Source organism: Acididesulfobacillus acetoxydans (assembly GCF_902729405.1).
Lineage (GTDB): Bacteria > Bacillota > Desulfitobacteriia > Desulfitobacteriales > Desulfitobacteriaceae > Acididesulfobacillus > Acididesulfobacillus acetoxydans.
Genome location: NZ_LR746496.1, coordinates 1,255,563 through 1,273,470 on the forward strand (window position 1 = coordinate 1,255,563; position 17,908 = coordinate 1,273,470).

At 49.9% G+C, this 17,908-nt stretch carries 18 protein-coding genes and 1 pseudogene; 13 read left to right on the top strand and 6 right to left on the bottom strand.

What is annotated here, in order from left to right; genetic code table 11:
* Nucleotides 1-315: 315 nt before the first annotated feature.
* Genes MNU25_RS05555 through MNU25_RS05565 form a run of 3 tightly spaced genes read left to right on the top strand, consistent with a single transcriptional unit; the run spans nt 316 to nt 2,167 of the window.
* Complete coding sequence (locus MNU25_RS05555; protein WP_240984159.1) at nt 316-654, top strand: nucleotidyltransferase domain-containing protein; 339 nt, start codon at nt 316-318, stop codon at nt 652-654.
* Complete coding sequence (locus tag MNU25_RS05560) at nt 647-1,042, top strand: HEPN domain-containing protein (protein WP_240984160.1); 396 nt, start codon at nt 647-649, stop codon at nt 1,040-1,042. The genes MNU25_RS05555 and MNU25_RS05560 overlap by 8 nt, the downstream gene beginning before the upstream one ends.
* A gap of 60 nt (nt 1,043-1,102) precedes the next feature.
* On the top strand, nt 1,103-2,167 hold the full coding sequence (locus MNU25_RS05565; protein ID WP_240984161.1) for an aldose 1-epimerase family protein: 1,065 nt from the start codon (nt 1,103-1,105) through the stop codon (nt 2,165-2,167).
* Nucleotides 2,168-2,226: 59 nt separating this feature from the next.
* Here MNU25_RS05565 and MNU25_RS05570 read toward each other — a convergent pair whose 3' ends face one another.
* Entirely contained in the window at nt 2,227-2,667 is a 441-nt protein-coding gene (locus tag MNU25_RS05570) for a hypothetical protein (protein ID WP_240984162.1), read from the bottom strand.
* A gap of 713 nt (nt 2,668-3,380) precedes the next feature.
* Here MNU25_RS05570 and MNU25_RS05575 point away from each other — a divergent pair.
* From MNU25_RS05575 to MNU25_RS05610, 8 genes and pseudogenes are all read left to right on the top strand, one after another.
* Nucleotides 3,381-4,160 (top strand): dienelactone hydrolase family protein, encoded by a 780-nt coding sequence (locus tag MNU25_RS05575; RefSeq protein ID WP_240984163.1) that lies wholly within the window; start codon nt 3,381-3,383, stop codon nt 4,158-4,160.
* Nucleotides 4,161-5,411 (top strand): anaerobic sulfatase maturase, encoded by a 1,251-nt coding sequence (locus MNU25_RS05580; protein WP_240984164.1) that lies wholly within the window; start codon nt 4,161-4,163, stop codon nt 5,409-5,411.
* Between the two features lie 266 nt (nt 5,412-5,677).
* Nucleotides 5,678-6,007 (top strand): annotated as a pseudogene (locus MNU25_RS05585) (zinc ribbon domain-containing protein); the annotation flags it as partial.
* A 257-nt stretch (nt 6,008-6,264) separates the two neighbouring features.
* On the top strand, nt 6,265-6,942 hold the full coding sequence (locus tag MNU25_RS05590) for a response regulator transcription factor (RefSeq protein WP_240984165.1): 678 nt from the start codon (nt 6,265-6,267) through the stop codon (nt 6,940-6,942).
* A 34-nt stretch (nt 6,943-6,976) separates the two neighbouring features.
* Entirely contained in the window at nt 6,977-7,951 is a 975-nt protein-coding gene (locus tag MNU25_RS05595; protein WP_240984166.1) for a sensor histidine kinase, read from the top strand.
* Between the two features lie 94 nt (nt 7,952-8,045).
* A complete protein-coding gene (locus MNU25_RS05600; RefSeq protein ID WP_240984167.1) occupies nt 8,046-8,729 on the top strand; it encodes an ABC transporter ATP-binding protein in 684 nt (227 codons plus the stop codon).
* Entirely contained in the window at nt 8,726-11,338 is a 2,613-nt protein-coding gene (locus tag MNU25_RS05605) for an ABC transporter permease (RefSeq protein ID WP_240984168.1), read from the top strand. The genes MNU25_RS05600 and MNU25_RS05605 overlap by 4 nt, the downstream gene beginning before the upstream one ends.
* Nucleotides 11,339-11,558: 220 nt before the next feature.
* Nucleotides 11,559-12,020 (top strand): hypothetical protein, encoded by a 462-nt coding sequence (locus MNU25_RS05610; protein ID WP_240984169.1) that lies wholly within the window; start codon nt 11,559-11,561, stop codon nt 12,018-12,020.
* A gap of 67 nt (nt 12,021-12,087) precedes the next feature.
* On the opposite strand, the gene MNU25_RS05615 is transcribed toward MNU25_RS05610, so the two are convergent.
* Nucleotides 12,088-12,669, bottom strand: a complete 582-nt coding sequence (locus MNU25_RS05615; RefSeq protein WP_306425031.1) for a uracil-DNA glycosylase — start codon at nt 12,667-12,669, stop codon at nt 12,088-12,090.
* A 387-nt stretch (nt 12,670-13,056) separates the two neighbouring features.
* Here MNU25_RS05615 and MNU25_RS20090 point away from each other — a divergent pair, with 387 nt between their 5' ends.
* Nucleotides 13,057-13,185, top strand: a complete 129-nt coding sequence (locus MNU25_RS20090) for a hypothetical protein (RefSeq protein WP_261486365.1) — start codon at nt 13,057-13,059, stop codon at nt 13,183-13,185.
* A gap of 53 nt (nt 13,186-13,238) precedes the next feature.
* Here MNU25_RS20090 and MNU25_RS05620 read toward each other — a convergent pair whose 3' ends face one another.
* The gene (locus tag MNU25_RS05620) at nt 13,239-13,817 is read right to left on the bottom strand and encodes a Uma2 family endonuclease (protein ID WP_240984170.1); all 579 of its coding nucleotides are present in this window, start codon (nt 13,815-13,817) and stop codon (nt 13,239-13,241) included.
* Nucleotides 13,818-14,025: 208 nt separating this feature from the next.
* On the opposite strand from MNU25_RS05620, the gene MNU25_RS05625 reads away from it, so the two are divergent.
* A complete protein-coding gene (locus MNU25_RS05625; RefSeq protein ID WP_240984171.1) occupies nt 14,026-14,196 on the top strand; it encodes a group II intron maturase-specific domain-containing protein in 171 nt (56 codons plus the stop codon).
* Here MNU25_RS05625 and MNU25_RS05630 read toward each other — a convergent pair.
* Genes MNU25_RS05630 through MNU25_RS05640 form a run of 3 tightly spaced genes read right to left on the bottom strand, consistent with a single transcriptional unit; the run spans nt 14,166 to nt 17,820 of the window.
* On the bottom strand, nt 14,166-15,398 hold the full coding sequence (locus MNU25_RS05630; protein ID WP_240984172.1) for an NAD(P)/FAD-dependent oxidoreductase: 1,233 nt from the start codon (nt 15,396-15,398) through the stop codon (nt 14,166-14,168). The two genes, MNU25_RS05625 and MNU25_RS05630, sit on opposite strands and share 31 nt — an antisense overlap.
* Nucleotides 15,399-15,419: 21 nt before the next feature.
* The gene (gene cooS, locus MNU25_RS05635) at nt 15,420-17,327 is read right to left on the bottom strand and encodes an anaerobic carbon-monoxide dehydrogenase catalytic subunit (RefSeq protein ID WP_240984173.1); all 1,908 of its coding nucleotides are present in this window, start codon (nt 17,325-17,327) and stop codon (nt 15,420-15,422) included.
* A complete protein-coding gene (locus MNU25_RS05640; protein WP_240984174.1) occupies nt 17,320-17,820 on the bottom strand; it encodes a 4Fe-4S dicluster domain-containing protein in 501 nt (166 codons plus the stop codon). Before MNU25_RS05640 ends, cooS begins: the two co-directional genes overlap by 8 nt.
* Nucleotides 17,821-17,908: the final 88 nt, after the last annotated feature.

Here is a 17,908-nt window from a genome sequence, read left to right on the forward strand (position 1 = left end):
CCACAGGGCACCTCCTTCATCTGTAATATTATACCATACGTTGAACGACAGCGAAAGCTCTGATCACAGGGCTTAACCCAAATGTTTATGGGCGCTCAGAAAAGACATTACGGTACTGGGGTAGCGGTTGCTCCGGCGCTTGAAAGGAAAAGGTTTGTGGGGATGCACCCGTACGATGTAGCGTGGGATCGTGGCCTGTCAATTGCACCAACTGACGGGATCCGGTATTTTTCGGGGACAATCGCAGCGCATTTTTGCGGAAGGCTCCTTGTTCAAGATGGTGCGCCATGGTAAAATAAGGATTGGAAGCGGCCGATGGGTATTGCCAGAAAGCGAGGGCCGGAGATGTTGGCTTTTGAAGCGGAAATCGCAGATATTACGCGGCAGATCGGAGAACGATTTAACCCTGAGCAGGTCTATTTGTTTGGTTCATGTGCTAAAGGTTGGGCTCATTCGAGAAGTGACATTGATCTTTGTATTATCATGCCAACCCGTGACAAACGTGTGCTTGTCCGTGATATGTTGCTTGAACTGAATTATGAGAGAGACGTCGACATTGTCGTGTACACACCCGAGGAGTGGAGCAAGCACAGCCAAGATCCTTCGACTTTTGCCAATGTTATTAGGCGGACGGGGGTAAAATTACGTGGTTGACAGCAAAAGTTATTCCGAATGGTTCAAAATGGCACAAAGAGACCTGGAGAGTGCGCGTATTCTTTTTGAGCACGATGCGGATTTTGGTACTGTTTGCTTTCACTTGCAGCAGGCGGTCGAGAAATATATTAAAGGTTTCTTGCTTAGTAAAACAGGATTGATTCAAGAAGGCCATAATTTAGTTAAATTATGCAAAAAAGCGGCGGCAGTGGAGTATGATTGCAAGCAATTCCTTAAAGATGTTGCTTTTCTCAATACGTTTTACATTGAAACACGTTACCCCGCTGAGGATCCGCTGATAGTAGAACGGGAGGATGTTATGGAGTGCTTTCGGATCACAGATAAGGTCTTGGGCTTTATCGACGGACTCCCAACACAGACGAAATAACTGTCGGGAATTGGTAAGGCTCTGGAAAAGGTTACATTGGAGAAAGGGTGAGGTCTTGGAATGCCTGAACTATGGGGACGTACCGTGACGAAAGAGGAGCTCCGTCGTTACTGCGGCAGGATGGAACAGATCGCAGGCGTGCGGAAGTTTGTTTACGCCCAGGGTAAAGCGGCCGGGCTGGAGGGTGTGGAAGTTCGTACGGGTGGGGGTCTGCGCTTCATAGTTTTGCCCGGTCGAGGTATGGATATCGGTTTGGCGGAATTTAGGGGCATGCCACTCAGCTTTATGGCGCCGCTCGGTGAGTCCGCAGCCCAGTTTTTTGGATCGGATGAGCAGGGTTTTGTGCGTAATTTTAGTGGCGGGCTGCTTATTACCTGCGGTCTGAGCCAGGTAGGCTCGCCTAACGAAGACGAAGGCCAAAAATTGGGTCAACATGGTTTGATCTCCAATATACCGGCGGAGAGAGTGTCTTGTCGAGCTCAATGGGAGCGAGAGGATTATGTCATGAGCGTCGAGGGCGAGGTGCGGGAGACATCCTTGTTCGAGCCGAATCTTCTGCTCCGGCGGCGAGTGTGGACGCGCCTGGGTGAAAACCGTCTTTTCCTGGAAGATCAGGTTGTCAATGAAAGCTTCTATCCGGCGCCGCTCATGCTGCTTTACCACATCAACATCGGTTTTCCCGTCCTGGACCAAGATTCTGTTTTGCTCGCGCCCAGTCGCGCGGTCGAACCCAGGGACGAGGTAGCGGCTCGGACGGTAGAAAGCTGCAGAACATATCGGCAACCTACGCCGGATTTTCCGGATACGGTCTATTATCATGATATGCAGGCCGATGGGGACGGTTGGGTTCAGGCCGCCCTGGTCAATGAACGCTTGGGGACGGGCGTTTACGTTCGCTACGAACAGAAAAACCTCCCCTATTTTGTGCAATGGAAATATACGAACCTGGGCAACTACGTGGCCGCTTTGGAACCGGCCAACTGCCATGTGGAAGGCAGAGCCCGTGAGCGGGAACGCGGCACCCTGAGTTTCCTGGCTCCCTGGGAGGAGAGGAACTTCCGTCTGGAAATCGGGGTACTGGAGTCGGAAGAGGCGATCCGGGCTTTTACGGATGCTTTACATTGAGAATTTACTTAGGACTCCCTACCCACCGGCTTAGAGGTCCTGTGGGGTTATGACGGACATTATTGACTTCCTCCCCGCACTGAAACGCGAGGATTCCCAAGTCTCCCGAAGGAGCTTTGCAGTATAAAGATTTGCATAGCTATTGTTAAATGGCGTGAACCGTTGTGGGTAATAATAATGTTGATAGGGAGGGGGGTACAGACATGAAGCGCGGGGTTTGCTTTCTGGGTACGATGGTAAAGGCGGATCCCCTCATGGTCCAGATCGCCGAAATAGAGGAATTTTCCCTTGGTCAGGATTTCGCGGCTAAACATGCCCTGAGCGTAATTTTGCAAGGCCTCAGGCTTGGTGATCTTATTCCCTTCTCCATAGATCAGCGCTTGAATTGAAGTGCCCGCCAAGCGGTTTTTCCCGGTCTCCCGCAGAAGTCTGCGCAGGGTGAACCAGGTATCTTTATTTTCGATGACAAGCAGAGTCCCCGATAGGGAGCGCTCCTGCACATACTCAAAGAAGGCTCCGGCGTATCGTAATAGTTCAGGAAGTTTTTCGGCTGGCCGCTAAACTTGAGCACTTCCCGGAGCGTTGAGAAGCGCTTATCGATCAGTTTTTCTTCTTTACCCCAAATGGAAAAGGAGCGTTCTTTGCGCGACATCGGCTGTTTAAGAAGATGCACGTGCTGCCAAAGATACCGGCTCAGGCCCTTCACAATTTCCTGATGCCGGACATACAGTCTTCGGCATTTTTCAACCTCGCTGAAAATGTGTTTTCGATGTGATTCTATCAGTTATTATCGACTGACGTTTTTCTATATTAGTGTTACCACTTTTGCCACCGCAAGCATGGGAGACTTTTCGCCGATCAGTAATAGCGCAAGAATCCTGGTAACGCTAGAAGTCTTGTTCTTTATCTATATTTTTACAATGGGGATTGTCTTTTTTGCCGATCCTTAAGCCTTAAAGAAATCGACAAAAACCGGCATCGGGCCAAAACTAGAAAAGTTGCCCCAGTTCGTGCTGAGTCAATTTTTCTCGTGGGCCGCAGTCCCCAAAGGCTGAGTTTCATCTGTTTTGTAATATGCGACTGACTCTCCCTGTGGCTCAATTTGGGGCAGGATTCCAAGAGGTGAGGAGATGAGGATCGAGTAGCGAAGCTCATCCAGTGGGTATATAATTGAATTGAAAAACATTAAAAATAGTGCCGAAGGAGGGTCATTATGTGGAACCAATTAAGAACTGATGAGTATGAAGGGATGCTGGCGGAGACTGTTACAATGCCCGGACATAATGGAGACCGAATACATGCCTACTTTTCGCGACCGCTTGGGAAGGGACCGTTCCCGGGAGTAATCTTGATTCCTCATATGCCCGGATGGGATGAGTTTAGCCGTGAGACCGCCCGCCGCTTCTCTCAGCATGGTTATTTGACTCTCTGCCCCGACATTTATTGCCGGTTTGGGCATGGGACTCCCGATGAGATAGCGGCAAAAGCCCGCAATGCCGGGGGTGTTGCCGACGACAGCGTGATGGGTGATTGTGAGGGGGCTTTGGAATACCTGAATTCTTTGCCTTATTCCAATGGCAAAGCAGGCGTTATCGGTATGTGCTCCGGCGGCCGTCATGCCTTTCTCGCGGCCTGTAAAGTTAGCGGTCTTGATGCGGCGGTCGACTGCTGGGGCGGTCGCGTGATCGCTTCCAAAGAAGAGCTGACAGCGGCTCAGCCGGTTGCTCCTATTAACTACACGCCTGAGCTAAGCTGCCCTCTGCTGGGGCTGTTTGGAAATGAGGATAAGTTCCCGACCCCGGAACAGGTTGACTTACAAGAAGAAGAGCTCAAAAAATACGGCAAGAATTATACATTCTACCGTTATGAAGGCGCGGGACATGGCTTTATGTATTATCATAACCAAGCGTATAGGCCGCAGCAGGCGATGGATGCCTGGGAGAAAGTTTTTGAGTTTTTCGGGGAACATCTGAGCACGGAGAAAAGGAATTAGATGCAGCCGTTTGTTGTTATGGCTAAGCCGGTCGGATCGCTGTGTAACTTGGAGTGCAGCTACTGTTACTATTTGGAGAGCGGACGTTTTACTCCAAGTCGGCATGAATCCCGCATGTCGGACAGCCTCCTGGAAAAGTTTATCCGGCAGTATATAGCATCAAGCCCGGGGCCTGTCGTACAGTTTACATGGCATGGCGGGGAACCGACATTGGCGGGACTCGACTTCTATCGGCTGGCTGTGAAATTACAGGAACGCTATCTCCCGGAAGGATGGAGCTGCTGGAACAATCTTCAGACCAACGGACTTCTGCTGGATGACGAGTGGTGTTCGTTTTTGGCGAACGCCCACTTTGATGTTGGGCTGAGTATAGATGGCACACAAGGGCTGCATGACAAAAACCGTAAAGATCACAAGGGCAGCGGTACTTATGAACGGGTGGTCGCGGCAATCCGCCGCCTGCAGGCTCACGGGATTCAGCCTGATTTGCTGTGTACTGTAACATCCGCGACGGCCAAAGAACCGCTGGCCGTTTATCAAGCGCTCAAAGATCTCAACACTGGGTGGGTTCAGTTCATACCGATTGTAAGGCTCACAGAGGACGGGGAGCCGACGGCAGACTCTGTCTCGGGCGAAGGCTACGGAGATTTTCTGTGCGCGGTTTTCGACGAATGGATCCGTCACGATCTTGGAGTGCTGAATGTCCAACTGTTCGCGGAAACGGCCTTGGTATGGTCCGGAGGGAACGCCGGTTTATGCTGGATGGCCCCGACCTGCGGGCGGGTACTCATCGTTGAGCATGACGGCAGTGTGTATTCTTGCGATCACTTTGTTAATCCTGACCACCGTATCGGCGACATTGAAACTTCTCCGCTGAGTGCCCTGGCCGACTTGCCGGTACAGCGGGGCTTCGGTTATAAAAAGCAGACCAAACTGCCCCAACAATGCCGTTCCTGTCCGTGGCTTGCCGTATGCAATGGCGGCTGCCCTAAAGACAGGTTCGCTTTAGCGGAGAACGGAGAGCAGGGGCTTAATTATTTGTGCAGCGGCTTGCGGCAGTTTTTTGCTCACGCCGAACAGCCGTTGAAAGATGTCATGCGGCTCAGAAAAGAGGGGTTAACACCTGACGCGATTACGGCCGAACTGTTGGCCGAATCGCAAGCCCGTTGGCACGGTGTGGGACGGAATGATCCCTGCCCCTGCGGCAGTGGTCGCAAGGCAAAGCATTGCTGCTGGTCAAAACGTTTCTAAGCACTGCGCGCTTGCCAAACTGCCTGGTCACAGCGTCGAACCTCAGTAACCTGCTTTCTCGGCAGGATTTGAACGGCACCCCGCACAGACGAAGAAATGCTCAGAAAGTTGACCCCTCCTTGTTGGAGGGGTCAACTTTACTTCCCAGTACATAATTCGTCCCGTCAAAAACCGCCCGAATGACAGATGATCTTAACGGGTGGTGCACCCAGTACGAACAAACGCAAGAATATCAGATGAAAGGCTCATGAACTGCCAAAAAGCACGGAGCTAAAACCATCGTCTTTGAGCACTTAACAAACCTCAAGCCCAGCAAAGGAACTAACACTCACCGGCTCAACCAGAAATTTATCTTCTGGGTCAAAGGGCGGATCGTCAAGTATACCCGGTATAAGGCGCTGCACGAAGGGATCGTGGTCAACCGGGTCAGCCCCAGGAATACATCTAAAGAATGTCCCTACTGTGGGGGTATACTCACTTGTTACCAAGGCGTGGCCCTCGCTAAATGCCCGACCTGTGGCGTCAAAGACGTGAACGCGGACTACGTCGGTTCACTCGGTATTGGCCAGAACTTCAGGAAAAAATGGCTTGCCTAAATAAGCTTTAAGCGAACAACAAAGAGCACAAGAGCTCGAATAATTTTGTGAACAAGTCAGAACCTGTTCTGCTCATCGGGGACAGGTTATTTTTTGCAATTTGCCCAGGGGGTAGTTTGTTGGTAATGTTCAGTGAACCGTTCAACGAACATTTACAGCATTTCTAAGTTATATGATAATTGATACCCTCGGGAAAGTGACTATTCAGTCACGTAGTTTTTAAGGAAAAACGGTATAATAGATTTCAGGTGATGTAAATGCAACGCATACTTTTGGTTGAGGATGACAAGAGCATCGTGATGGGTCTTTCCTATTCCTTGCAGCAGGAGGGATTTGCGGTTGAGGCCTGCTCGGATACCGCTGGGGCTCTGAACAGCATAAAAAAAGGTGGGTTTGCTCTTGCACTGTTGGATATTTCCCTGCCTGACGGAAACGGCTACGATGTATGCCGGGCGATTAAAACGCACGGTGATACTCCTGTAATATTCCTCACTGCCTGTGACGACGAATCAAACGTGGTCATGGGTCTTGATATGGGAGCGGACGATTATATTGTCAAGCCTTTCCGCCTTCGGGAGCTCCTGTCCCGCATTCGATCGGTATTGCGCCGTGTAGGACAGGGCACGGAAAAAACGGAACTGCACTATCGAGAACTTGCCATCCATACGAAACAGGCGAAGGTGAGAAAGAATGGCGTTGAAATTCCCCTTACGGCACTGGAATACAGGCTTCTGCTGACACTTGCGAGCAATATGGGGCGGGTGCTTTCACGCAGCCAGCTTCTGGAGGGTATTTGGGATATCGCCGGGGCTTTTGTTAATGACAATACCCTGACTGTATATATCAAACGCCTGCGTGAAAAAATCGAGGATGATCCGCAAAAACCGCAGTACATCCAGACGGTTCGCGGCTTGGGCTACAGGATGGGGGATTAAAATGAGCCTGTTACGAAATAAAGAGGTAACTCGGATGATTGTAATCCTGCTGCTGACAGCGGCAGTGGCGACAACGGCTGTATTTATGTTTTCCCCCGCTGCGGCTGGGATGGCCGCCCTGGGGTACGTTTTCATGGCAGTTTTTTTTCTTATTTCCACACATGCGCGTTATCGTCATCTTGCCCGCCTGAGTGCTTACCTTAAACGGGTCAACAGTGGAGATTATGCCTTGGAACTGCCGGACAACGACGAAGGCGAATTGTCCATTCTGAAAAGCGAGATTTATAAAGTGACCACGACCCTGCGACAGCAGAACGAATCGCTTAGGAAGGAAAAAGCCACGCTTGCTGCTTCACTATCGGATATTTCACACCAGCTGAAGACGCCGCTGACTTCCATGTTTATGATGATAGATATCCTAAGTGGAGAAAACCTGCCGGAAGAAAAGAGGACGGAATTTACCGACTGCATCCGTCAGCAGCTTGAACGGCTGCAGTGGCTGGTGGAGTCCCTGCTTAAAATTTCAAAGCTGGACGCCGAGGCGGTTACCTTCCGGATAAGACCGGTCAGCCCGGGCGAGTTGATCGAAAAGGCCCGTGTTCTGCTGAACATTCCGATGGAGCTGAAAAATCAAACTCTATCGGTCGAAGAAGGAAACGGCTTATCCATGGATTGCGATTTGAATTGGACGGCTGAGGCACTGATCAATATTTTGAAAAATTGCGTGGAGTATACCCCATCCGGCGGCAATATACGTATAGCATTTTCGACAAACCTGCTGTATACGCAGATCAGAGTGTCGGATAGCGGGCCAGGTATCGATAAGGAGGATTTGCCCCTGATCTTCAACCGGTTTTATAAGGGAAAGCATTCCGGGAACGACAGCGTGGGAATCGGTCTTGCCATGGCGAAATCTATTGTAGAAGCTCAAGGCGGTTCCCTGACAGCGGAGAACGAGCCGGGCGGTGCCATGTTTACGTTGCGATTTCCCAAACACGACGTGGTTTAACAGCAAGTGACTAAACTGTCACCAAAAAAGTCATCGGAAAGTCACTTGGAGCGTTTATGATAGAGTCATGAACCTAAAAGGGAGAGGATTATCTTTGGAAATACTGCGAATTGAAAATCTGAGTAAAATTTACGGTCAAGGCGAGACCGCCGTAAAAGCTCTGGACAACGTATCATTTTCGGTGGAGAAAGGACAATTTGTTGCCATCATCGGCCCTTCCGGTTCCGGAAAATCTACTTTGCTGCATATTCTGGGCGGGGTCGACCGCCCGACTTCCGGCAAGGTGCTAATCGACGGCACAGATATTTATACTCTTAATGAAACGAAACTTGCCATTTTCCGCAGGCGTCAGATTGGACTGGTGTATCAGTTTTATAACCTGATCCCGGTACTGAATGTCGAAGAAAACATAACGCTCCCCCTGCTGCTGGATGAACGTAAGCCTGACCGCGAGGAACTTGCAGGCATTCTATCGATGCTGGGACTAGAAAAACGGGCAAAGCATCTGCCCAATCAGCTCTCGGGTGGCCAGCAGCAGCGCGTCTCCATCGGCAGGGCTCTGGTAAGCAGTCCCGCGCTGATGCTAGCGGACGAGCCCACGGGCAACCTGGACAGCAAAAACAGCGCGGAAATTGTAAATCTCTTGCGTATGGCCAATCAAAAGTTCAATCAGACGCTGATCCTGATTACCCACGACCAGAACATCGCGCTGCAAGCGGATCGCATCATCTCGATTGAGGACGGACGGATTGCGAAAGACGAGGTGATCCGGCGATGAACGTCATTGAGCATTTTACGATTCGGAGTCTGAAGCAGAATCGAAAATGGACGGTCGCAACCATCATCGGCATTATCATCTCCACTGCCATGGTTACTGCCGTTGCAACTTTTTTCTCATCTTTTATGGTAATGATGCAAAATACTGTTAAGGCGCAGACCGGAGACTGGCATGCCAAACTTCCCTGTGTCAGTGTTGCCGATCTCAAGACCATTAAAAACGCTGGATTTGTTGGCAGTACGATGTTGACCCGTGATGTTGGTTATGCTGCTCTTTTGGGTTCTCAAAATAAAGCGAGACCCTATCTTTTTATCGAACAGTTTGACACGGCAGCTGAAAAAGGTTTCCCCACAACACTTGTAGCCGGTAGAATGCCGCAGAACGGCAGTGAACTGGCAATCTCACAGGCGGTACGGACCGATGCCGGTGTTCCTGTTCATGTGGGTGAGAAGCTGACGCTAAGCGTCGGGGAACGAATCTCTGGCAACAAGGTATTGACGCAAAAAGACCATTTTCAGCAGCCAATGCAGGCGAATAAGCAGGCGGGTACTCCTGCCAGACCCCGCGAGACGCTTGTGCCGCGGTTGACAAAAACCTATACAGTGGTTGGTATAATCAAGCAACCGGCGTTTGAGCCATTTAGAGCAGCCGGATACACAGCGGTATCTTATCTTAACGACAGCACCTTAAAGTCCGGGGATAAAGTGGATGTTTCCATACTTGCAAAGAACCTCAACCATAGTTTTTACAACAAGGTCGATGCTCTCGCGAAAAGTATCGGTATCAGTCCGTCATCCGTATCTTTTAATAAGCAATTGCTCCGATACAGTGGCATATTAAGTGGGGCGAATAATCAAAAAATGGTGTATGGATTTTCCGTCTTACTGATCGCTATTATAATGATCGCCTCTATATCATTAATTTACAACGCATTTGCCATTTCATTCTCGGAGCGTACCCGGCAGCTGGGTATGCTCGCAAGCATCGGGGCAACAAAGAGACAGAAAAAGAAAAATGTGTATTTCGAAGGGTTCTTGCTCGGGCTTGTCGGCATACCGTTGGGCATTCTTGCAGGGATAGCCGGAATCGGTATGACAATTTCGGCTCTCAGGTCACTTTTGAGTACTTTCAGATCCTCCACTGGGCTGACCCTTGTGGTTTCTCCCATATCTATTATCGTTGCGGCTGTAATCGGGGTGCTGACCATTTTGATCTCGGTGTGGATTCCGGCACGGCGGGCATCCAAAATCATGCCGATTGACGCAATCCGACAAGCCAATGAATTCAGTCTCACCAGAAAAGCTGTGAAGACGTCATGGATAACCCGCGTGCTCTTTGGATTTGAGGGAGAATTAGCACTCAAAAATATAAAACGCAGTAGGAAAAAATATCGTGCGACCATTTTATCGTTAATTATCAGTCTCGTCTTGTTTCTGACTGTTTCTTCCTATGCCCAAACCGCGTGGAAAGTTAACGAAGCTACCAACTATGGAGTCAATTATGATTTTTCGGTGACATATTACAATACCCCAACATCCGTAATACAAGCACTCAACAGCAGATTAGCCAAACTTGATTCAGTCAAAAGCGCGACCACACAATACCTTGATAGCGGTAAGATTCTGATGGAGAGCACGCAGCTGACACAGAACACAGAACACTTTGTCACACCGAATAAGCAGGGAAAGTACGAGATGAATGTACAGCTTATAGGCCTGGATGACATTTCCTTTGAAGGATATGCAAAAAGCATTAGAGTTAACCCAAAGGACTATGAAAATCCAAAGGTGCCTGAAGCCATTATAATTAATTACGGCACGGACTCTATCGGAGGCGTACACGCCGCGGGGCGGCTTGTAACAGTCAGCCCAGGCAGCACGCTGCAGCTTGAGAATAGTAGCGGCACATCGGAGAGTACAGTTTTGAAAATAGGGGCACTAACTGATAAAAGACCGACCGGCGTGTTGATCGGGAAATTTAATCCTATGAAAATGGTAGTTAGTGAAGATGTTTTCAAGTCTATCAATGCCAAGCTTGATAATGGAAAACCAGCGGAAGCAGCGTTGTTTTTGACCACTGACAACAACCAACGACTTCAAGAACAGATTGGCGGTATCGACGGAATGTCTTATCTTTCTCCCGGTCAGGTGGCAATAATGAATTACATTGCTCTCAAAGAACAAGATAAAGGCAACAAAACGTTCATACTGGAGGTTTTCATTTATGGGTTTATCATCCTTATAGGCTTAATTTCTATTGCGAATATCTTCAATACCCTTTCGACGAACATTGGTTTACGGCGAAAGGAATTCGCGATGCTTCGTTCAGTGGGGATGACGCCGAAGAGCCTTAATCGGATGCTTCGATATGAAAGTATTTTTTACGGATTAAAGGCTCTGCTCTACGGACTACCTATAAGCGTTGCAACTGCGCTTCTGCTCTATTATTTCCAAAAGGGCGCGTTTAGCTTTGGATTCACACTACCTTGGGAAAGCTACGGGGCGGCTATCGTACTGATCTTTGTAATTGTGCATGTTGTGATGTTTTATGCGAGTTCCAAAATAAAGAAGGAAAACATCGTTGATACGCTCAAAGACGAGACGCTCTGATGAGGTTCCCTGACGGAGAAACAACTTCTGGAAGGTTTAATGCTCCCGTCAGGAGACAACATTGCAAGTACATTAGGCCGATGGGCATCGGGCTCGGAAAGTGCTTTTCTGAAAGGGGGTCTCGGACATAAAAAAATAGATCAAACAAATATTTCTATTTTTACTTACAAACTGTAGATGGAAGAAAAGATTTTGCATCCAGCGAAAGGAAGGTGCCCCTATGTTCAAGAGAAAGTACATACTGCAAGCCTTGCTGGTAGTGATGCTGGCCTTGGCGCTTGCCGGATGTGCCGGCCAATCACAACCGATTGCCAGTAGCAGCGCCTCGGCTAATCCAACGGGCGGAGGGCAGACCGGCAGCGCTCCGGAGAGTGGCACCGGCAACGCAGCAGGGCAACCGGGACAGTCCGGCCAGACTAATGGTTCTCGCCTGGAAAATATTAAGAAAGCACTGGCGGGACTGGTAGCTGCCGGAACCATCACCCAGGATCAGGCAGATAAGGTGGCCCAGGCTTACTCTCAAGCTTTGGCCAACGGATCTTTGCGGATTAAGGGGGGCTCGGAGCAGCAAAATTCCGGCCAGAACCAGATCCTGGCGCCGCTGGTATCCAACGGAACACTGAATCAAAACCAGGTCAATGCTTTTGACAAGGCAATCAGTCAGAATCACGTCTCGAAATAGGCGTCGGCGGCTAAAGAAGGAACATCTATTGAAAGACGAAGGCATTTCAAGACGAATACCTGTTCCCTCAATTCGACAATACTTCCTCGTGATAAAAGGAAGCTATTAATCGCCAATCCTCTTGAAATAGCCTGAAAAGAACTGGTCTTCTTCGTACTGCCAAAGGGTGATAAGAAAACGCGGTAGCAACGCCGTTGTGGAAACTTATTTTTCCGCGGAGCGACTTGACCTGGGCATCTGAATTCTCAAGGAACGATTGAGTAGCGACATCTCCTAAACACACAACAAGTCGGGGAGTTTTGGATGTTAGCTTCTCTTGTAGATATTTGATACATGTTGACCGGGCCTCTACCTTATTATATTTTCGCACAGGGCGGCAGCGAAGGACATAGGTAACGTAGAGATCGTTGTTTCCCAGCCCTACGTTGGCCGCAGCCAAATAAAGGGTCTGTCTTGTGCCACAAATAAATGGTTCACCAGATTTATCTTCCCTGACACCGGGGTTATCAAGTAGGACAAATATCTGGGCATTCGGATTGCCCTCGCCCCATATTATTCTTGAACGCTGTTGGGATAGTTCACACTTCTGACAGTTCATAATCTCGGAAGGAGTAGGGTCTTCCGGCCAAATCTTTGGAGTTAAGGGCATAGTGCCAATAAGTTCTTTATAAATTTTGACCACCTGTTTGCTGGATTAGTTCAACTGCCAATTCGATTGACACTATTATAGTGGATGTGATGAAAACCTTCAAGCTAAAAACGTTATGCCATAATGTGGGGTTTAAGGAACAAGATGGCTACAGTGCATTTCAGATCATCGTGCTCCTGTTTACAATGCCCTTCTTACTGCTAAAAAGTGTGGGTGACCTCTACAGGAGCAGCAGTCAGAGGATCATTTTTGGCAACGGGGAGGCCGAACCCGAATGACAACCGGTGTGATCGCTTGATTTCCACATTCGGCGTTCCCATCCCCCAACGCAACCTCAGATCATCATGAGTTTGATGTGATTGACGACAAGGAAGGGGTCGAATTTGCTTGGATAGGTTGAAGACCATGATCGGCAGGGTACCGGTAAGCCCTCGTTTCGCGGATGAGATCGGGGCGGACGGCTATGCAGCCGACGCGGGCGCAGCGGTCGAGATAGTGAGGGCTGTGCTGTCTTAACGATGCGAGATCTCCTAAATATACTGTTATTTAGGAGACCTCGTTGGTTTCTCTCAAAGGTTGGCAAAAACAGCCGCGAGGTCAACCTCAAAATCTGGGAAGGAGTTCACTTTTATCTTATCCTCGTTCGAGTAGATTTCCGGTCTGCCGTACCTCTTGTTTTCCTGCAAGACAAAGACGTTCACGAGCATAATCTCAGGTTCGACTAGCCAGTATTCTCTGACACCGGCTTTTTCAAAAGCATTAAACTTTGTAAGCTTATCATTTTTTGCCGTCGAGGGTGAAACGATTTCGACAATAATTAGGGGTATGCCAAAATAACCCGTTTTTCTCAACTTGCCCTGGTCGCAGACGATCGCGATATCCGGCTGGGATATAACATTGGAGATGTCCTCGTCGCTTTCGTCTGCTTCAGGTATACAAACATCAAAGGGTGCGGCAAAGACCCGGCAGGGTTTATCTTTGAGATAACCATGAAATTGGGCAAAGATGTTACCGGAGACCGCCTGGTGTTGCCAAGTTGGGGCCGATTGCATGTAGGGTACGCCGTCGATTATTTCCCATCTTTCACCCTTTGGCCAGTTTAAATAGTCCGCGTAATTATACTTCTTGTTAGATTGCGGGATCGGCATAAGACCAGCTCCTCACCACACTTCACTCCCATTATCCATTATAAGGAAGAAAAACTTAACTGTCAATTTGTTTGTCGGTTAGTTTTGCGCTCAGCTGTACAAGATGGGGTGGAAAAGTCCCTTGGTGCCAGTACAGCGATCTGTAAAAAAAGTATGTTTCCGCATTTCACATTCAGAAACTCAAGAAGAAGATCCGAGAAGCAACGGGATGGGAGTCGAGGAGAGAAAGGGAAAACTCAATCAAATCATCCGGGGTTGGACAAACTACTTCAAGCCGGCGGACGCACGGCGGCTGCTCGAGACCCCGGATGAATGGCTGCCAAGTCGAATCCGGATGGTCACATGGCATCAAAATACGCGGCTGCGTTTTCCGTTTTGAAGCTCTTGTTGAACGGTCTGAGACAGTGGCCGCTCTGACTGGATCAAGGCCGTGAGGACACCGGCTCGCTCGGTGTTGCCGACGAGAACGAAACCTTTCAGCTCGTCATTCTTCCAGACCAAACGTTGGTAGTGCGGATGGCCTGTTGTGCTGCGCGAAAGAGTGTCTTTGTGATGCCAAGGAGGGGCGGACGGGGGTCTGATCATCCCGGCGGAAATAATACGAAGACCAAAAAAGTCTACCGCATTCATTCCCATCGACCCCGAATAGGTTAAGTGATGTCCAGCCATATTGGCCCCGGCTATACGGCCCTGGGTGGTAGCGTTGGGCCAAATCGGGTTCAGACGCTGGATTTGGTGAATGCGATCCCAGGCTTCGGCAACATCCCCGGCCGCATAAACGTCAGCAAGATTTGTTTCCAGGTGTTCGTTGACCGGGATTCCTTTCCGAATGGCCAGGCCGGATGAAGAGAAGGGCTGAGTATTGGGGAGAACACCCTTGCCGACGATGACAATGTCGGCAGGCAAGGTCTCTCCGTTACGGAGGTGTACGGAGTGGACGTGTTCTGAGCCCTCGATCGCCCCCACATCTTGGTTGAATTGAAATGTAAGGCCGTGGCTTGTTAAATGGGCTTGTAGGAGGTCGGCCGCTTCCGGGTTCAGCATCTGTGAGAGAATTTGCCCTGAGGAAATGATGACGGTGACCCGAAGTCCTTGTTTGAGCAGGGCATAGGCTGATTTGAGGCTGACTAAGCCTCCCCCGATGATTACGGCACGGCGGTTTGGTTCGAGATGTTTTTTGATTCGCAGTGCATCTTCCAAGTGTCTTAACGTGAATACTTCGGGAAGGTTGCTGCCCGGCACGGGAAGAGAAACGGCGGAGGCTCCGGTGGCAATAAGGCACTTATCATAACGGTAATATTCTCCCGCTGCCGTGAATAAAACCCGTTTACGGGGCTCCAGACCGGTGACAGGGCAATGGTAGTGCACTGTCAATTGAAGTGCTTGCAGAGTATGGACGTGGCGCAGTGCGAGTTGAGATTGCGAGATATCTCCGGCCAGGAAATATGTGGTTAGGCAGCGAGAATAGAAGGGATACGTATCTGCTGTGAGGACTGTGATTTCAGAGCGGGTATCCTGCTGCCGGATTGCTTCGGCAGCGAAGAGGCTTGCGGCACTGTTACCCACCAATACGTAATTCATTAAGCGACTCCCCCATACGGTTCAAATGGTTAAACCCAGCGCTTTCCGTTTGGCGCGAATATCGGCGATCAGACCCTGAGCCGCTAAAATGGGATCGGTTTCGACATAGAATTTGCCTCCAATAACTTCGGTGAGCCCTTGCGTGAGCAGTTCGGTAACAGATTTGCTGCCTAAAACGGGGGGCACGACACCGAGATGTGTGGTAAGGCCCATCGTCACTGCCCAAGTTCCGATGCTGAGGGCTTTTTCGTGTTGCGGTTCAGGGGCGCTGGCGGCGACGGGGAGGGCTGCCGTATCGACTCCGAGATAGCGGGCTATTGCGGTGACCAGATCTCCGATGCGCGAGTTGTCTACACAGCTGCCCATGTGCAGGACGGGGGGCAGAGGCGCACCCAAGCCTGCTGCATGCCCCAGAGCAGTCAGGACGGATTTTAAATTGTCTCCGGCAAAACGTTCGGTTCCTTCGGAGTTCATTAAGCCAAATTTAGCTAAGGCATGTGCCGAACAGCCTGTGGCTGCGACGAGGATATTGTTTCTTACGAGTTCTTTTACCATTTCCACATGAAAGCTGTCTTGAGTGACCTTGACATTGTTGCAGCCAACGGTGGCTACAACTCCGAAAATGTTGCCATTGGCGATGTTATCCACTAAGGGTTTTAAAGGCTGTTGGGGATTAAGCTGGGCTAACGCAGCAGTGATGGCTTCGACGCTAAATCCGGCCATGATCGTTGTTCGCTGATCAGGGATGCGGACTTTACGGGGATCCCGCTTCTTATAAGCGGCAATCGCTTTGCGAACAATTGTCTGCGCGGTTTCATCCGCATTCTCCAGAGTGAAAGGAATATGAGTCGCTCCCGGAATTTTCACAATAGGCATCGTGGTGATCAATTCAGTATGGTAGCACGAGGCGACTTGAGCCAGTGAGGGCATGATGCATTGCACGTCCACAACCATAACATCAACGGCTCCTGTGACAATAGCCAGTTCCTGAGCGAGAAAATTGGTAGCGAGGGGAATACCTTGACGCATGAGAACTTCATTGCCGCTGCAGCAGATACCTGCCACATGGATTGACTGGGCTCCGACAGCTTCTGCTTCTGCAGACAGTTTCTTAGCCCAATAGACGATCTTTTCCGAGAGCAGCGGAACGTGTCCGTGAACGATCAGATTAACGGAATCAGACTTCAGAACACCCAAATTAGCCTCAGTCACGACTGGGGATGGGATGCCAAAGAGAATATCCTGCATGTCTGTTGCTAACTTCAGACCGGCGTATCCATCCACAAGTCCTTGTTTAGCGGTAGCCAACACGAGATTAACCGGATCCGCATCCATGCCCATGGTTGTTTGGTGCATCGCTTCCCGAATTTCGCGATCTGGGTTACGGGGGAGAATGCCCAAGCTTTGCCATACGGCGATCCGCTCTTTAGGCGCGTTGGCCAGAAGCCACTGCAGAGGCTGCCGGCTATGGTTCGACATATCCGCATAGGCGACACGAACGACTTCAAGAGCCAAAGCCTTTGTATCTTTGCTTGGGGTTTCCAAACCGAGGGCGGTTGCAATCTGGCGAAGTTTATCTTCACCCGCGATCGAATAATTAATTTTGTCCTCGGCAGCAAGTTCCAGAGCTTCGACGGCCTCGTAGGCGTGGTCCACGTGAGCGGCGGCTCCACCCGCAACTTGGCGCAGAAGGTTGCGGGCGACGATGACATCAGCGGTTGTTCCACAAATCCCCGCTTTGGGTCCGTTACCAAACGGATCGATCCGGCAAGGTCCCTGAAGACAATGGCGGCAACAGATTCCCAATGTGCCAAACCCACATTGCGGTTGTTGAGCCTCATAACGATCCCAGACGGTTTCGATTCCATCTGTCGCGGCCTTCTTGAGTAATTCCAAGGCTGCAGGGTCGATGGTTTTGGCTTTAAGCATGGATATTCGCCTCCTTTAAATGATCAAGCCAAGAACGACGTCCGGCGGTTGCGAAGCGGTCGACTTCGATCCATTGAAGTGCTTTCGTCGGACAAGCGGCTGCACAGGCAGGTTCGTAATCCAATTCACGGCAACGATCGCACTTTAGCGCTGTATGCAGCGGACTCTCTGTGATCGCTCCAAAGGGACAGACCATGACACACATCCAGCATCCGACGCATTTTTCAGGGTTTACTTGTACTAAGCCGGTGGTAGGATCTTTGTGCATGGCTCCGGACATGCAGGCTTGAATACAGGGTGTGTCTGAGCATTGGCGGCACTGCAGCGGGAAGTTGAGGTCTCCGTTTGTTTCAACAAAGACGCGTTTTTGGGGAGTCTGAGCGTCAAAAATGGCGGTGAACAAGGTTTTGCCGGGAGAGTGTGCCACGGCACAGGCTAGTTCACAACTCTTGCATCCCAGGCAGTACTCTGAACGCACGAGTAACTGTTTCACGTTATCCCTCCTATCCAGATGGATGATGAGTATACTCTAAATTCAGGATATCGGAAGATTCAGCTAAATTATGTCAGCTTCCCGACAT

Bases quoted from the DNA above. Each gene is read 5' to 3' on its own strand.
- MNU25_RS05595 (WP_240984166.1), top strand. From the start codon at position 6,977: ATGATTGTAATCCTGCTGCTGACAGCGGCAGTGGCGACAACGGCTGTA.
- cooS (WP_240984173.1), bottom strand. From the start codon at position 17,327: ATGCTTAAAGCCAAAACCATCGACCCTGCAGCCTTGGAATTACTCAAG.
- MNU25_RS05615 (WP_306425031.1), bottom strand. From the start codon at position 12,669: ATGCCCTTAACTCCAAAGATTTGGCCGGAAGACCCTACTCCTTCCGAG.
- MNU25_RS05610 (WP_240984169.1), top strand. From the start codon at position 11,559: ATGTTCAAGAGAAAGTACATACTGCAAGCCTTGCTGGTAGTGATGCTG.
- MNU25_RS05625 (WP_240984171.1), top strand. From the start codon at position 14,026: ATGGGAGTCGAGGAGAGAAAGGGAAAACTCAATCAAATCATCCGGGGT.
- MNU25_RS05590 (WP_240984165.1), top strand. From the start codon at position 6,265: ATGCAACGCATACTTTTGGTTGAGGATGACAAGAGCATCGTGATGGGT.
- MNU25_RS05605 (WP_240984168.1), top strand. From the start codon at position 8,726: ATGAACGTCATTGAGCATTTTACGATTCGGAGTCTGAAGCAGAATCGA.
- MNU25_RS05580 (WP_240984164.1), top strand. From the start codon at position 4,161: ATGCAGCCGTTTGTTGTTATGGCTAAGCCGGTCGGATCGCTGTGTAAC.
- MNU25_RS05620 (WP_240984170.1), bottom strand. From the start codon at position 13,817: ATGCCGATCCCGCAATCTAACAAGAAGTATAATTACGCGGACTATTTA.
- MNU25_RS05575 (WP_240984163.1), top strand. From the start codon at position 3,381: ATGTGGAACCAATTAAGAACTGATGAGTATGAAGGGATGCTGGCGGAG.
- MNU25_RS05630 (WP_240984172.1), bottom strand. From the start codon at position 15,398: ATGAATTACGTATTGGTGGGTAACAGTGCCGCAAGCCTCTTCGCTGCC.
- MNU25_RS05565 (WP_240984161.1), top strand. From the start codon at position 1,103: ATGCCTGAACTATGGGGACGTACCGTGACGAAAGAGGAGCTCCGTCGT.
- MNU25_RS05555 (WP_240984159.1), top strand. From the start codon at position 316: ATGGGTATTGCCAGAAAGCGAGGGCCGGAGATGTTGGCTTTTGAAGCG.